Below are 14,957 nucleotides of genomic sequence, written 5' to 3'. Positions count from 1 at the left end.
GCATACCGCATGTCTGTCGAACTGGTCCGTCCAAGTACAAAGTACGAGAGCAGCTACTGTTCTTACATCGAGGAACTCGGCGACGAGGAACGCTACCCGTTTCCCTTGGACTTCGACCACAAGAACTTTCCTGCGCTGCTGCGCCGGCTCAATGATTTCGAAGCCGGGCGGAATTTGCCGGAAGGGTATGTGCCCAGCTCGACCTATTGGCTTGTTGAACACGGAGAGCTGGTCGGGGTATCGAATCTCCGCCACTTCCTGAACGAAATAATCTTCAACGCCGGCGGCCACATTGGCATGGGCATTCGGCCGCAGGCGCGTGGCCGTGGCCTTGGGGATTTGCTTTTATCGCTCACCATCGCAGAAGCGCGCAAGCGGGGCATCGCTGAGCTGCACATTCACTGCCATAAGCACAACGAGGCGTCCGCCAGAATGATCATGGCCAATGGCGGCGTGCTGGTTTCGGAGATATCAGACGGAAAGTCCGCCGACCTGATACAGCGCTATTTGATTGCGGCTCCTTAGCTTAAAAGCACCGCGGCAGACATTCAGCACGGGGGATTCTTGCAATAACCAATATGCGGATCATCTCGGATAGTGTCGTAACCGCGAACATATGGATTGGCGAATGTCCTGCGCGAAGCAGGCCGAGCGTCAAAAACCGTAACGCAGGAACCCGCCATCCACCGCGATGCATTCGCCGGTGATGTAACTGGCCGCCGGCAGGCACAGAAACGCGATGGCGGCCGCCACTTCTTCCGGCTCGCCGATGCGTTTCATCGGTGTACGCGAAATCACTTCCTCGAAATAATCCGGATTACTCAATGCTTCGGAAGTGCGCCGGGTGCGGATGTACCAGGGCGCGACCGAGTTGACGCGGATGCCGTCACTGGCCCACTCGCAGGCCAGATTTTTGCTGAGCTGGTGAACGGCCGCCTTGCTCAGGCCGTACAGCGGGCCGGTGCGCACGTGGGTGAGTCCGGACACGCTGCCGACATTGACGATGCTGGCACTGCCGTGCTGCTTGAGGAAGGGGTGCGCCAGACGCGCGAGCTCGAACAGCGCATGCACATTGGTGTCGAGCACGGCGTCGAAATCGTTTTCGGTGAGCTCCAACGTGGGCTTGCGGATGTTGGTGCCGACGTTATTGACCAGTATCGACAGCGGCAGATCCAGATCGGTGATCCAGTCGAAGATTTCCTGGCGCTGCTCGGTATCGCTGACATCGGCGGCGAAATAGCGCACTACCGCGCCGTCGCATTCTTCTTCGATTTCGGCGGCGGCTTCGGCAAGCTTGGTTTCATCGCGCGCCACCAGCAGGACTTCGGCACCGAGGCCGGCCAACTCGCGCGCCGCAGCGCGTCCGATGCCGGCACTGGCGCCGGTAATCAGCGCGGTCTGTCCCTGCAGACGCCAGCGTGTTTGCATGGCCTCAGAACGTACAGAAGCAATGGGCGATGGCATTCACCGGCTTGCTGGTGTTGCGGTCGAGCCATTGCAGGTCAGCACGGATCTGTTGGCCCAAGCGGGTCTGCTGGATCAGGCCGAGTGCCGGCGAAGCCCAACGCACCAGACCCTGGGTTTCGCTGTTACCGGCGAGATTGGAAATGAACTGCTCGAACGGCGACATCGGTTCTTCGATGTAATCCACGCGGTAATCGTTCTTGCCAAGCTTGGCGCGGACGGCGGCGTCATCAATGGCGGTCTGCAGGCCACCGAAGGCGTCGACCAGGCCTTTCTCTTTGGCTTGGGCGCCGCTCCAGACACGACCACGGGCGTTGCTGTCAATCGCTTCCGAAGCCTGCTTGCGGGCCTTGGCGACTTTGCTGATGAACTGTGCATAGCCATGTTCGATGACACTCTGCACGACCTGTTTGGTCGGTTCGTCCAGCGGTCGGGTCATGTCGAAGGCACCGGCCCAGGGTGTGGTGGTGACGCCATCGGAGCGCACACCGATTTTTTCCAGCGTCCGCGGCGCGCGGATCATCAGGCCGTAGATGCCGATGGATCCGGTGATGGTCGATTCATCGGCGTAGATGCGATCGGCATTCATGGAAATCCAGTAACCGCCGGAGGCGGCCACGTTCGCCATCGACACCACCACCGGCTTGCCGGCGGCTTTGGTCAACTCCACTTCGCGGCGGATCTGTTCGGAGGCGAACACGCTGCCACCGGGCGAATCGACCCGTAGCACCAGCGCCTTGATTTCGTCGTCCTCGCGCGCAGCGCGGATCAGCGCCGAGGTGGTGACGCCGCCGACCATGCCCTGCGGCTGTTCACCATCGACGATTTCGCCCTGGGCGACCACCACTGCAACGGCATTGGATTTCGGTTTGGCCATTTGATTGCCGTTGACGTGCCCGAGGTAATCAATCATGTCGATCTGTTGGAAGCTGCCGCTTTCGTCATCAAAGGCGACGCCCTGATCGACCAGATACAACTCCATCTCGTAGGCGGTTTTCAAACCATCCACCCACTTTTCGTTCAAGGCCAGCTGCGCCAGATTCCCTTTGGCGGCAGCCAGACGCTGCGGCAGTTCATTGATGGCAGCACTGATGGCTTCCGGAGCGATGCCACGGGCTTTGCCGACCTGTTGCAGATAGCGCTGCCAGATGTCGTTCATCCAGTACAGATCGGCCTGCTTGGATTCTTCCGAAGCGGCATCGAGGATATAGGGCTCGGCGGCTGACTTGAATTCGCCGACGCGGAACAGGTGCACGTCCAAGCCGAGCTTGTCCTGCAGGGCTTCGCGGTAAAACAAGCGGTAACGGCCGAGACCTTCGGGGAAGAACGCGCCTTCGGGATCCAGGAATATTTTGTCAGCCTGCGCCGCCAACAGGTATTGTTTCTGTTCGTAGTTGTCGGCAAAAGCATACACCGGCTTCTTGCTGGTCTTGAAGTCCTTCAGGGCGGCGGCGATTTCGCGGGTGGACGCCATGCCCGGCGCATTATAGCCGTCGGTGTTCAGCACCAGATGGGTGATGTGCGGATCTTTCTTGGCGGCTTTGATGATGTTCAGTACGTCGCGCAAAAGGATTTCGCGCTCGCCGCCGCCCTGGGCTTCGGCCAGAGCGGTACTGATGGAGTCGACCGTGCGCTGCTCGACCAACACGCCTTCAAGATCCAGCACCAGCGCGGTGTTGTCGCGCAGCGGCGTGAACGACTTGGACGACATGCCGGCTGAAATCACTGCGAAGATGCTAATCAGGATGATCAGCATGATCAGATTGAACACCAGATGATTGGTGAAATTGACCGCGTTCCACAGAAACTGGAAGAAGGTGCGGATCGGCCCCGGTTTGGCGTCGCTCATGGCGGATGAACTCCTCGAATCAGGCTTCTAGAATACCCGATTCAGCCCGCGCATTCGTGTGCCATGCGTCATTGCCGCGTGAGTTTATCGACCGCGCGTTGGAAGCGCAGGAACAGCAGTACCGCGGCCACGCTCAGGCCGATGCTCAGGCCAATCCAGAAGCCGGGTGCACGCAAACCCAGCACCAAGCCGAGATAAATGCCGGAACTGAGCCCGACCGCCCAGTACGCGAATATCGTGATGATAGCCGGCACCGTGGTGTCTTTCAGCCCGCGCAGGGCACCGCCGGACAGGGCCTGGATACCGTCTGGATACTGGAATACGGCGGCATAGATCATCAAGGTCGCGGCCAAGCCGGCAATGGCGGCGTCATCGGTATACCAACCGCTGATGACATGCCCGCCGAAGATCAGCATCAGGGCCGACAGGGTCTGGGTGATCAAGACCAGCAGCAGCCCCGCACGCATGGCCCAGCGCACCGCAGATATATCACCGGCACCGACAGCATGGCCGACCCGGACCGTGGTCGCCAAGGCCACTCCGAGCGGAATCATGAAGCTGGCACTGGCCACATTCAACGCAATCTGGTGTGCCGCCACATCGACCGCACCCAAGCGCCCGATGAACAGAGCTGTGGCCACGAACAGGCTGCCCTCCATGAAAATGGCGATGCCCATCGGCACACCGAGCACCAGCAGTTCGCGGATGGTTTTGAGGTTCGGCCATTCGAAATGCGAAAGCAGGCCGAGATCGCGGAAATGACTGGAATACTGCAGATAGGCCGCGAAGGCGATGAACTCCAGCCACATCACGATGGCGGTCGCATAGCCCAGGCCGGCCGCACCCATCTCCGGAACCGGGCCGTAACCGAACAGCAGGAGGGCACCGATGGGAATCAGCAGAATCAGTGCGGCGATGCCGAACACCAGGGTCGGCTGGGTCCAGGACAGACCCTCGCTCAGATAACGGGTGGCAAAAAACAGGGCCAGTGCCGGCGCGCCCCAGCTGATGGCATGCAGGAACGCCGTAGCCGGCGCCAGAACTTCAGGCGCGATCTGCATCCATACCAGCAGCTGCGGGCTCCAGCGCATGAACAGCTGCAATAACAAACCGACCGCCAGTGCCAGCCACAGCGCCTGCCGCCAGACCGGGCCGACTTCCGAACGGCGCCCGGCACCGTTGAGCTGGGAGACCGTCGGCGGAATCGCCATCATCAGCCCGATGCAGATCAACATCGCCAGCGACCAGATGGCACTACCGACCGCGACCGCCGCCAAGGTGATCGGGCCGTGCCGACCGGCCAACAGGGTGTCGACCACGCTCATGGCCATGGACGCCAACTGGCCGATGGCAATGGGCAATGCGAGCGTGAAGGTGATCCGTGACTCGGCGCGCAGCCGTTGCCAGGAAGAGGGGGAATGCGTCATAGTGGCCACTCGGGGAGTCACACAGTTTAAACCAGATCACGGAGCACACGCCATGACGATGCCGAATGCGCGGCAACGACGCTGCGGCGACTGCCTTGCGGTGGTGACCGGCATTTACTGCGCGCAATGCGGGCAGAAGCAGAAATCCCCGGTACGGCATTTCCGGCAGTTGGCCGGCGAGTTCTTCAACGATGTCCTGAATCTCGACACCCGCCTGCTGGAGACCCTGAAAGCGTTGCTGTTCAAGCCTGGCCAGCTGAGCAATGAATACTTCGCCGACCGGCGCACGCGCTACGTCAGCCCGATCAAGCTGTACTTCCTGCTCAGCATCGTGGCGTTCTTTCTGATCCAGCAAAGTTTCGACACCGCCGTTGAAGCGGAAACCGCCCAGACCGCCGTCGAACCGGACAAAGCCAAAACCGGCGAGGACATGAACCTCAGCATCGGCAACTTCAACGGCAAGGCCTGGGATGCCAAGAAAAATCCAATCGCGGTCGGTTGCTTGCCGGATGCCGCCAATGACCTGATGAACGAGCGCCTTGGACGACTGGAAAAAACCGTCCGCAATAAAGACTGGACGCAGTTGCTACATGCCGGTCTGGCCGCCACGCCGCAAGCCCTGTTGTTGCTGTTGCCGTTTTTTGCGCTGCTGCTGAAGCTCGCCTATCTGTTCCGCAAACGCCTGTATATGGAGCATCTGATTGTTGCCCTGCATAACCATGCCTTTCTGTTGTTGGCGATTTCCATCGGGGTGGTGCTGTCGGCAATGACCGGCTGGGTTGCCGCCGGTTGGTGGCACAATCTGATTGGGCTGGCGAGTAGCGCACTGCTCGCCTGGGTTCCGCTGTATTTCCTGATCGGCCTGAAGCGGATTTACCGGCAAAGCTGGAAAATGACGGTATTCACATTCATGTTGCTCGGATTCTGCTATCTGAATTTGCTGGCCTTCGGTGTAATCCTGAATGTTCTGATCGGTTTGTTGATGCTGTAATTCCGTGAAACATTACACGGTTTTTAATGGATTTTTCACTGAATGCGCTCTGAATAAGGCTTTGCGTGTGGAACCTTTTCAACAGGTGAAAAAAACGGCAGCTCCGCGCCGTTAAGCGCCAAAATGACCGCTCAAAGCCGTCCATGAGTCTTATAACACATTGAATTAATTATATTATTTCAAATTGATTAAAAAATAATCAAGTTGCTGAAACGACCGCCACAAAGAGCCCGACACCGCTTGTACGCAGCCCTATCCACATTGTTATCCACAATCTGTGTGGATAATACGGTTTCTTGATATAGATGAACAAGATAGTCCATAGTCTTGGAAGACACGCTCAATAATCACCTGCAAGTGAGGACATAATCCATCCAGCGCGGCCTTGAATTGCCTGCATGGAAGACAGCTCACGGCTAAGCGACTGATACTTGTACACAGCATTGTGCTAAGTATTTGATTCGCGTTTTTCCGACCCGTGCGCATCGTTATCGGTGGACACACTTCATTAACATGTTGTTTGCAAAGACGACACAATTGCCGGAAGGAGCGGCCGCTGCATCGACATGCAACGGCGCATGGTCATTTGCACTATTCTAGAACCCTTGAATCCACACGCTTATCCACCGATTCCGGCCAAACCCGAGACGCCCCGCTTGCCGATACCACCCTACTGCCTGAAAGTCGCTCTGCCCCTGCCGCTGCCGGGCTTGTTCGACTATCTGACTGAGGACGGTAAGGCTCCAGACCAGGACTGGATCGGCTGCCGGGTTCGGGTGCCCTTCGGTGCCCGCGAATTAGTGGGCTGGGTCAGCGCCGTGGGCGTGGTGGAAACGCCACCGGAAGCCCTCAAACCGATTGTCACTCGCCTGGACCGGACGCCGGTGATGACGGCGGAGCTGCTGCAGACCCTGCGCTGGACCGCGCATTACTATCAGGCGCCGCTTGGAGAGGTCCTGAGCGCCGCCGTGCCGGCCTTGCTGCGCGAAGGCAAGGCACCGCCGGATGTCTGCATGTATGCGTGGCAATTGACCGTCGAAGGCGATGCCGGTATCGACAGTCTGCGTCGGAACAGCAAACCGCAGGCACTGGCAACGCGTCTGCGTTCCGGCGCCGTCCCCGAGGCCTTGCTGGATTCCGATACCAAGGGCTGGCGCAGCAGCATGCGCAGTCTGCAGACACGGACCTGGGTTGAGCGGGTCGCCTTGAACCGTGCCGACATGACAGGCACAACGCCGACGACGGACGGTCCGGCGCTGAATGCCGATCAGCAGGCATGCGTGCAAGCACTGCAGGCGGCAAAGGGCTTTGCCGTGCATTTGATCGAAGGTGTCACCGGCAGTGGCAAAACCGAAATCTACATCCAGGCTGTGCGCGACTGTCTGGCGCGCGGCCGACAGGCGCTGGTCCTGGTTCCGGAAATCGGGTTGACGCCGCAAACCGTGACGCGCTTCCGGGCACGATTGCCGGTACCGGTGCACATCTTGCACTCCAATCTCTCCGATGGTGACAGGGCACAGGCCTGGACGGCCATGGCCGAGGGTATCGGCCGCGTGTTGATCGGCACCCGTTCGGCGGTATTCACGCCAATGCCGGAAGCCGGTCTGATCATCGTCGACGAGGAGCACGACAGCAGCTACAAACAACAGGATGGTTTCCACTACCACGCGCGCGATATGGCCGTGCTGCGTGCGAAGTCCCTCGAGATTCCGGTGCTGCTCGGGAGCGCAACCCCGTCTCTGGAATCCTGGCACAACGCCGATATCGGGCGCTACCGGAGACATCGTCTTCCGGAACGTGCCGGATCGGCCAAGCCGCCGGCGGTACGAATCACTGATATCCGGAAAATCCGGCTGCAGCACGGTTTGTGTCAAGCGATGCTGGACGGTATCGCGGCCTGTCTCAATGACGGCGGCCAGGCACTGGTGTTCAAGAACCGCAGGGGCTACGCACCGGCACTGCTCTGCCACGACTGCGGCTTCACGGCACAATGCCCACGCTGCGATACCGCACTGACGTTGCACGCCGGACAACGGCGCCTGCATTGCCATCATTGCGGGCATCAAAAACCGCGGCCACCGGCCTGCCCCGACTGCGGTTCGCTGGCCCTGCAAGCGCAGGGCTTCGGCACCGAACGGCTGGAAGAAGGATTGACCGCGGCGTTCCCGGATTTTCCCTGCATCCGCGTGGACAGCGGCACCACGCGCCGGCGCGATGGACTGGCCGCTCAATTGGCGGAAATCGGCGATGCTGCCGGCATTCTGGTCGGCACCCAGATCCTGGCCAAAGGACATGACCTTCCCAATCTGCGTTTCGTCGGCGTGGTCGGTGTCGATGAAAGCCTGTTCTCATCGGACTTCCGCGCCCATGAAAAATTGTCGCAGCTGCTCATCCAGGTCGCCGGCCGCGCCGGCCGCGCCGATAAACCGGGCAAGGTACTGATCCAGACGCATCATCCGGACCACCCGTTGTTGGCGGATCTGCTCGCGGGCGGCTATCCGGAATTCGCCCGCAAGGCCCTCGATGAACGCCAATTGGCGGAACTGCCGCCGTTTACCCACATGGCATTGCTGCGCGCTGAATCGGTGCACAGCGAGACGGCCCAACACTTCCTGGAAGAAGTATCCGCGCTTGTCGATGCGCGGCGGCGTGAACTGAAACTGGCGGTGCACAGCTCAGGTGTCCTGCCGGCCGGCATGCCGCGCCGGGCGGGCCGTTACCGCTGGCAGCTGGTCTTGAATGCAACGCAGCGCCATGAGCTGCAGAACCTTCTGGCCGCCATCCGCGTTGAAGTACACGCCCTCAAGTCGTCGCGGAAGGTGCGCTGGTCGTTCGACGTCGATCCCTGCGATTTTCTTTAGCCTCGCCGGGCTGGCGCAGCAGGACATGCACACGCAATCCGTATCGCCAGCGGATATGCAGACGTCCATTGAGGGCTAGCGTACCGATACGGATTCTTTGGCATAATGGGACATGATCAAGATCGCGCTCCTCGATGACCACGCCATCCTGCGAGACGGCATCAAGCATCTGCTGAACAGCGAGGCGGATCTGCAGGTCTGTGCCGAATGCGAGCGGCCAAGCCAGCTCGAACCTCTGCTGGAAAGGCACCAACCCGATCTGCTGATCATCGACCTGAACATGCCCGAGGGCGGCGGCTTCCCGCTGCTGCAACGCATCCGGCCCGGTTATCCGGAGTTGCTGGTGATTGTGCTCAGCATGCATGAAAACCCCGGTTTCGTTTCCAAGGCGCTTTCATTCGGCGTGAATGCCTACATCACCAAGACCCGTGCGGCTGAAGAACTGGTGCTGGCCCTCCGCACCGTGGTCAACGGCAACCGCTATCTGTCTTCGGACATCGCGCGCGGAATGCAACACTCGGAAATCCGGCTCAGTCCGCGCGAACGCGATGTGCTGCGGGCCCTGCTGCAGGGCAAGAACCCGAAAGCCATCGCGGCCGAACTGGGCATCACCGACAAGACCCTGTATGCGCACCGCAGCCACATCATGCAGAAAACCCAGGCCCGCTCGCACTCGGAGTTGCAGGAGTACGCGCTCAGCCTGGGCCTGATCTGATCGGATCAAAAACCGATACGGACACCGGCGGAGAGCGTGAAGCGATCAGCATTGCCGCTGTCTTGGCCATTGCCACGCAGGTACCAGTGCGACTCCCCGCGGCGATAACCCAGACCCAGGCCCCAGCTCAGGAAGCCATCCGGATACGGCATGCCATCCACGGTGAAGCCGGTACCCGGCAGCCCGGTGTAGTAGGCACGCATCCCGGTATCGACATCATTGAGTACGAACCGGTAACCGGCCTGCACATCCCAGGCAAAACCGTTCTTCAGCGCACGGCCATAGCGCAGATCCGGACCAAGCAGCACCCGGCTCAGGCTGGCAGCCGGAAAACCAAGCTCCAGACCGGTGCTGCCGGTTTCCGCATAGGCATCCAATTCGGCCCAATCGGCACTGGCGAGCAAGGCCAATCCGAAATGCTCGCCGAATTTACGGCCGGTTTCGATGGAAAGCCCGCGTGAATCGCCTTCACTGCGGCTTTCCGCCAGCGTATCGTTGAGTCCGGTATCCAATGTCCGCGTGGTACGGCTGTCGAATTGCGAATACAGGGCATAACCTTGCCAGTACCACGTCTCGCCTTGTTGGCGCGCATAAAGGGCAATGCCGGCACGATCACCGCGGATCTGATCGAGGACACCGCCGTACTGTATGCGGTCATCGGCCGTGAAGATTGCGGCGCCGATGCTGACATCCTGCCAGCGCCAGTCGGCACCGGCGGCCCACAGCGTACTGTTGATGTCGGTATCCAGGAAACCGGCTTCACGTTTACGCGAATCCGGGCTGGCGAACATGAACCATGCGCCGCCACGTTCGCCATCAACGCGCTCGATGTCGCGCAGGCGCTCGTTCAGAAGGGGCTGCAGGGCATCGCCGGTTTCAAGCACGACATCTTTCATGGTGGTCTGCGACTGTCCGGACAAGGCCAGAATCGCCGCCGCCGCGCGATCGGGGTCGGTGGATTGCAAGGCGGCCGCCGATTGACGGAGAACTTCGCTGCCGACGCCACGATCGAGCTGCGCAAATGCCGCCTCGAGGTTGGCTGCCGAATTCAGCTGCGTCGCACTGTAGCTTTCCAGGACATCGGTCACCGCGCGGCGCTGGATGCTGGCGTCGATACGCGCCTCCTGCACCGTGGCGCTGCTGCTGAACCAAGGTGAATCCATCCGGCTTTCGGTACTGCCGGTGATGGATGCGGCGGTCAGTACGGTACCCTGCCACTGACTGGTATAACCGGACGGCGCCAGCAGCGTCAGGCCGGCACCGTTCAGATCCAGCATGCCATTGATCTGCAGCGTGCTTCCGGCGGCCAGACCGAGCGTGCCGGCATCGGCATGCACGTTGCCGTTGACGATGCCGCCATAGGCATTGAATGCACCGCCATTCATGAACACATCACTGCCGAGACTGCCGGAAAGATTCAGGAAGCCGCTGTCGATGCGGGTCGGACCGGCATAGGTGTTGTTGCCGGTCAGCGACAGACCACCGCCACCGACTTTGATCAAATCACCATCGCCGCTGATATCGTTTCCGAAATTCCAGGTCGCGCCGTCGGGCACTGCTGCCGTAAAGGTCGTTCGCAGCGCGGCCGGACCGAGCACCGCTTTCTGGGCATTGACATAACCGACGCCATAAATATCGTCGACGCCGAGTTCGCCCAGATCGGTGGCCGTGGTAATCAAGGTGTCGCGTACCTGTCTGCCGGTCATGCCGGGAAAGGCTTCATAGACCAGCGCAGCGATGCCGCTGACGATGGGCGCGGCGGTGGATGTGCCGGCAAAGCCGGGAGATCCGTCAAAGCTGTAATAGGAATCGGCCGTAATCGTGTCACCGGCATTGACCGTCGGCAACAACAGATTCACCGTTCCCGGTGCGGCAATACAGAATTCTTTGGCGACGGCACCGCAGCGGTTGGAATAACCGGCGATGTTGCCGAACTGCGGGCTCATGGCAATGACTGCCAGAATGTTATCAAGGTCCGGATAGAATGCCGGCGCACCGGCGAGAATCTGGACGCTGTCCTTGGATTCGTTGCCGGCGGAAATGGCGATGAACGCTCCGGAATTTTTGATGGCACGCATCTCGGAAACCCATGGATCGACATAGGTCGAGATCTGCGTCTGCGTGGCTCCTGCACTTTCGGGGTCGTAGCCGAAGGAGAAATTGTAGACCTTGGCGCCCCAATCGATGATCTGCTGAATCGGAGCATCCCAATCGCTCAATGCCAGAACGGCGTTCGGCGCGACACCGCCGGGATAATTGCCGACCGCGGCACCAGCGGCGATGGCGGAAACGCTGGTGCCGTGACTGGTATTGTCCGGATCGTCATCGGTGAGATCGCCGAAGGTGATGCTGTATCGGTTCTTGAGCGAGGCATTATTGATATTGAAGCCGTTGTCGTAGACCACCAGTTTCACGCCGGCGCCGGTGAACCCGGCGGCATTGGCCTCGGTCACGCCGGTTTTATCACGAAAGTAGGTGCTGTAGTTGATGGGTGCGTTGAGATTGCAGACTTTGGGTTGCCGCAGCACCGGGCTGCCGGTAATGATGGAGGCTACTGGATCGGCCGTGCTGCTGGGGTCGGCACAACTGTAGGTGGTGGTGGTGGTGACATTCGAGAGCCCGTTCTGCACCATGAACTGCCCGACGGGACAGGTGCCATCGCTGATGGTCTCGGTGGTGCTGCTGTCAACGAATGCACCCTGACCGTCCTTCTGGGCGCAGGTCAATACCGGCGTCACCGTGCACACTTTGGTCTGGGTCACAATCGGTGCCGATGTGCTGGTGGCGGCAACCGGATTGGTGTTGCTGTTCGGATTCGGACAGGAATAAGTGGTCGTGGTCGTGGTGTACGAACTGCCCGCCGTGGTCAACGTCGATCCGGTCGGGCAGGTGGAATCGCTGACCGCGGGGTTGTTGACCGTGGAGGTGACGAAACTCCCGGTCCCCAGACGCTGCGAACAGGCAACCGTCGGTTCGGGATCGGGCTTGGTGGAACCACCGCCGCCACCGCAACCGACCAGCAGCAGAATGGCAAGCATGGGCGTCAGATGAAAATGGCGCATGGCTTTACTCACTAAAGGATGTGATTCAATTCTAACGGAAAAAGCACACCGTGTTGTGAAGACGGTCACGCCTTTCGAAATTAAGCCCGGAAGCGGGCGGCACTGATGCAGGAGAAAATGCTGACCAGAAACCAGCCGAAGGGCAGCAGACTTAATGTGATCAGCCAGGTCACCACGAAGGCGATGCAAGCGGTCAGAAACCAGAACATTGCCGAGAGCAAACGACCTTGAATCAACTGCCCCAAGCCGGGAATGAAAAGGCTGCAAAGCGCTGCAATGACATTACCGGTACTGCCTTGACTTGAATTCATGTTATTACTCGCAATAGTTAAAGGTGATTGCCGTACGCTTAACACCATCATCGGTCAATTCATCACAATAAATCAAGCGCTTAGCTGTATTTTCAAGCGCAGGACTTGCTATTTGTGCTAAATATTAATAAGATTGATTCTCATTTAGATTATTGGTACTGCCTTGCATGCACGCGCGCTCTTTACTCGCACTCAGCCTGACCATGGCCCTTTCTTCAGTCGCCCAGGCCAGTCCGGAAGATCCGGCGGTCCTGGACAAGATCGAGGTCAAGGGATTTCCGTTCCGGTACCAGGCCAGTGACCCGAGCAGCGCCATGAAAACCGAAACGGCACTGAAGGACACGCCGCAGGCGATTACCGTCGTCACCGAGCAGCAGATTGACGACCAAGCCCTGCATGGCATGTCGGACATCCTACGCTATGTGCCGGGCGTCGGCATGGCACAAGGCGAAGGACACCGGGATGCTCCGGTCATGCGCGGGAATGCCAGCACCGGCGATTTCTTCACGGACGGCATCCGCGATGATGTCCAATACTTCCGGGACCTCTATAACGTCAGCCAGGTGGAGGTACTGAAAGGACCGAACGCGATGATTTTCGGTCGCGGCGGTTCCGGCGGCGTCATCAATCGCGTCAGCAAACAGGCGGATGGCGGTCACCACCAGTCGTTTTCCATCCAAGCCGGCAGCGCCGACTTTCTCCGCACCGAGGCCGATGTCGGCGAAGCGCTGAGCGATACGGTCGCCTACCGGTTCAATGCCATGCTTGAAAATGCCGGCAGCTTCCGCAATGACGTCAGCAGCAATCTGCGCGGCTTCGCGCCGAGCTTGGCCTTCGGCATCGATGGCAATACCCGCGTCGTACTCAACGCTGAACTGTTCACGGATACCCGTACGGTTGACCGCGGCATTCCGTCCTATCTCGGAAAGCCCTTGAACACCGGACGCAGTCTTTTTTTCGGCAATGCCCAGGACAGCACTGCCGATACCGATGCCGCAAGCTTCGACGCCCTGATCGAACACGACATGGACGGCGCCGTGCTGCGCAACCGGACGCGTATCGCCGATTACGGCAAGTTCTACCAGAACGTGTATCCGGGCGCGGTCAATGCCGGCGGCACCGGCGTTGAGATTTTGGCCTATAACATCCGGACCGACCGGACCAATATCTTCAACCAGACCGATTATGTCGTCGATATCATCCGCGGCGACGTCACCCATCGCATCGTGGTCGGCGCGGAACTGGGGCGGCAGAACACCGCCAATTTCCGTGAAACCGGTTACTTCGGCGCCATCGGCAGCATGCAGACCAGTGAGCTGGTGCCGGTCGGGAATCCGGTACCGACATTGCCCGTGCATTTCCGCCAAAGCGCCAGCGATGCCGACAATCAGGGCACGGCGGAAACCGCGGCGGTCTATGTCCAGGATCAGATCCATATCGGTGAACGATGGCAGATCATCGCCGGACTTCGTTTCGACCGGTTCACCATGGACTTTCACAATCAGCGCAGCGGAACCCGCATCGAGACCACGGACAATCGCGTTTCGCCGCGTGCCGGCGTGATATACCGTCCTTCGGAAGATTTTTCGGTGTACGCGAGCTATGCCGAAAGTTTCGTACCGCGCGCCGGCGAACAGTTGGCCTCCTTGACGCCCAGCACCGCCAACCTGGCGCCTGAAGCCTTCGCCAACGCGGAAATCGGCATGAAATGGCAGCTGAGCAAGGGCCTGTTCACCAGCGTCGCCGTCTACCAACTCGATCGCAACAACGTCGCAGTGACCGACCCGGCGAATCCCACGCAGACCCTGCTGATTGATGCGCAACGGAGCCGTGGTCTGGAATGGGAAATCGGTGGCAATATCACCCGCAATCTGCAGATCGTGGCCGGCTATGCCTATCAGGATGCCGAGTTGACCCGCGCGCTGTCGGCTTCGATTCCGGCCGGTACCGTGCTGCCCCTCGTTCCTGAACACTCAGGCTATGTCTGGGGCCGCTGGGATATCAATAAAAAATGGGGGCTTGGACTCGGCATCAATGGCCGGGGCACGGTGTACACCACGACCAGCAACAAAGTATCGCTGCCGGGTTTCAGCCGTATCGATGCCGCCGTGTATTACAAGGCCAGCGAACACCTGAAACTCCAGGCCAACATCGAGAATCTGGCTGACAAGCGCTATTACGCTTCGGCGCATAACGACAACAACATCAGCATCGGATCGCCGCGGGAAGTGAAGCTGAGCGCACACCTCGATTTCTGAAGGCGCGCCGACACTGTTA

At 59.7% G+C, this 14,957-nt stretch carries 10 protein-coding genes; 5 read left to right on the top strand and 5 right to left on the bottom strand.

All coding sequences use genetic code 11. The annotated features are described in order from the left end of the window. Window positions 1–9: 9 nt before the first annotated feature. Window positions 10–525, top strand: a complete 516-nt coding sequence (locus ACIQ1A_RS06030) for a GNAT family N-acetyltransferase (protein WP_395770169.1) — start codon at window positions 10–12, stop codon at window positions 523–525. Between the two features lie 129 nt (window positions 526–654). Here ACIQ1A_RS06030 and ACIQ1A_RS06025 read toward each other — a convergent pair whose 3' ends face one another. From ACIQ1A_RS06025 to ACIQ1A_RS06015, 3 genes are all read right to left on the bottom strand, one after another. Continuing rightward, complete coding sequence (locus ACIQ1A_RS06025; protein WP_395770168.1) at window positions 655–1,428, bottom strand: SDR family oxidoreductase; 774 nt, start codon at window positions 1,426–1,428, stop codon at window positions 655–657. 4 nt (window positions 1,429–1,432) lie between these two features. Then, complete coding sequence (gene sppA, locus ACIQ1A_RS06020; protein ID WP_395770167.1) at window positions 1,433–3,313, bottom strand: signal peptide peptidase SppA; 1,881 nt, start codon at window positions 3,311–3,313, stop codon at window positions 1,433–1,435. A gap of 68 nt (window positions 3,314–3,381) precedes the next feature. Continuing rightward, a complete protein-coding gene (locus ACIQ1A_RS06015) occupies window positions 3,382–4,749 on the bottom strand; it encodes an MATE family efflux transporter (protein WP_395770166.1) in 1,368 nt (455 codons plus the stop codon). 43 nt (window positions 4,750–4,792) lie between these two features. Here ACIQ1A_RS06015 and ACIQ1A_RS06010 point away from each other — a divergent pair, with 43 nt between their 5' ends. From ACIQ1A_RS06010 to ACIQ1A_RS06000, 3 genes are all read left to right on the top strand, one after another. Beyond that, entirely contained in the window at window positions 4,793–5,731 is a 939-nt protein-coding gene (locus ACIQ1A_RS06010; RefSeq protein ID WP_395770165.1) for a DUF3667 domain-containing protein, read from the top strand. A 656-nt stretch (window positions 5,732–6,387) separates the two neighbouring features. Beyond that, complete coding sequence (locus tag ACIQ1A_RS06005; RefSeq protein WP_395770220.1) at window positions 6,388–8,592, top strand: primosomal protein N'; 2,205 nt, start codon at window positions 6,388–6,390, stop codon at window positions 8,590–8,592. Between the two features lie 112 nt (window positions 8,593–8,704). Beyond that, entirely contained in the window at window positions 8,705–9,307 is a 603-nt protein-coding gene (locus ACIQ1A_RS06000; RefSeq protein WP_395770164.1) for a response regulator, read from the top strand. Between the two features lie 5 nt (window positions 9,308–9,312). Here ACIQ1A_RS06000 and ACIQ1A_RS05995 read toward each other — a convergent pair whose 3' ends face one another. After that, window positions 9,313–12,369: a S8 family serine peptidase gene (locus ACIQ1A_RS05995; protein WP_395770163.1), complete on the bottom strand. Its 3,057-nt coding sequence runs from the start codon at window positions 12,367–12,369 to the stop codon at window positions 9,313–9,315. Window positions 12,370–12,449: 80 nt separating this feature from the next. Continuing rightward, complete coding sequence (locus ACIQ1A_RS05990; protein WP_395770162.1) at window positions 12,450–12,680, bottom strand: hypothetical protein; 231 nt, start codon at window positions 12,678–12,680, stop codon at window positions 12,450–12,452. Between the two features lie 167 nt (window positions 12,681–12,847). Here ACIQ1A_RS05990 and ACIQ1A_RS05985 point away from each other — a divergent pair, with 167 nt between their 5' ends. Beyond that, the gene (locus ACIQ1A_RS05985) at window positions 12,848–14,938 is read left to right on the top strand and encodes a TonB-dependent receptor (RefSeq protein WP_395770161.1); all 2,091 of its coding nucleotides are present in this window, start codon (window positions 12,848–12,850) and stop codon (window positions 14,936–14,938) included. The last annotated feature ends 19 nt before the right edge of the window (window positions 14,939–14,957 follow it).

It is taken from the genome of Arenimonas sp., from assembly GCF_044353605.1.
In the GTDB taxonomy this organism is placed as follows: Bacteria; Pseudomonadota; Gammaproteobacteria; order Xanthomonadales; family Xanthomonadaceae; genus Arenimonas.
This window is presented reverse-complemented; position numbering and strand designations above follow the sequence as displayed.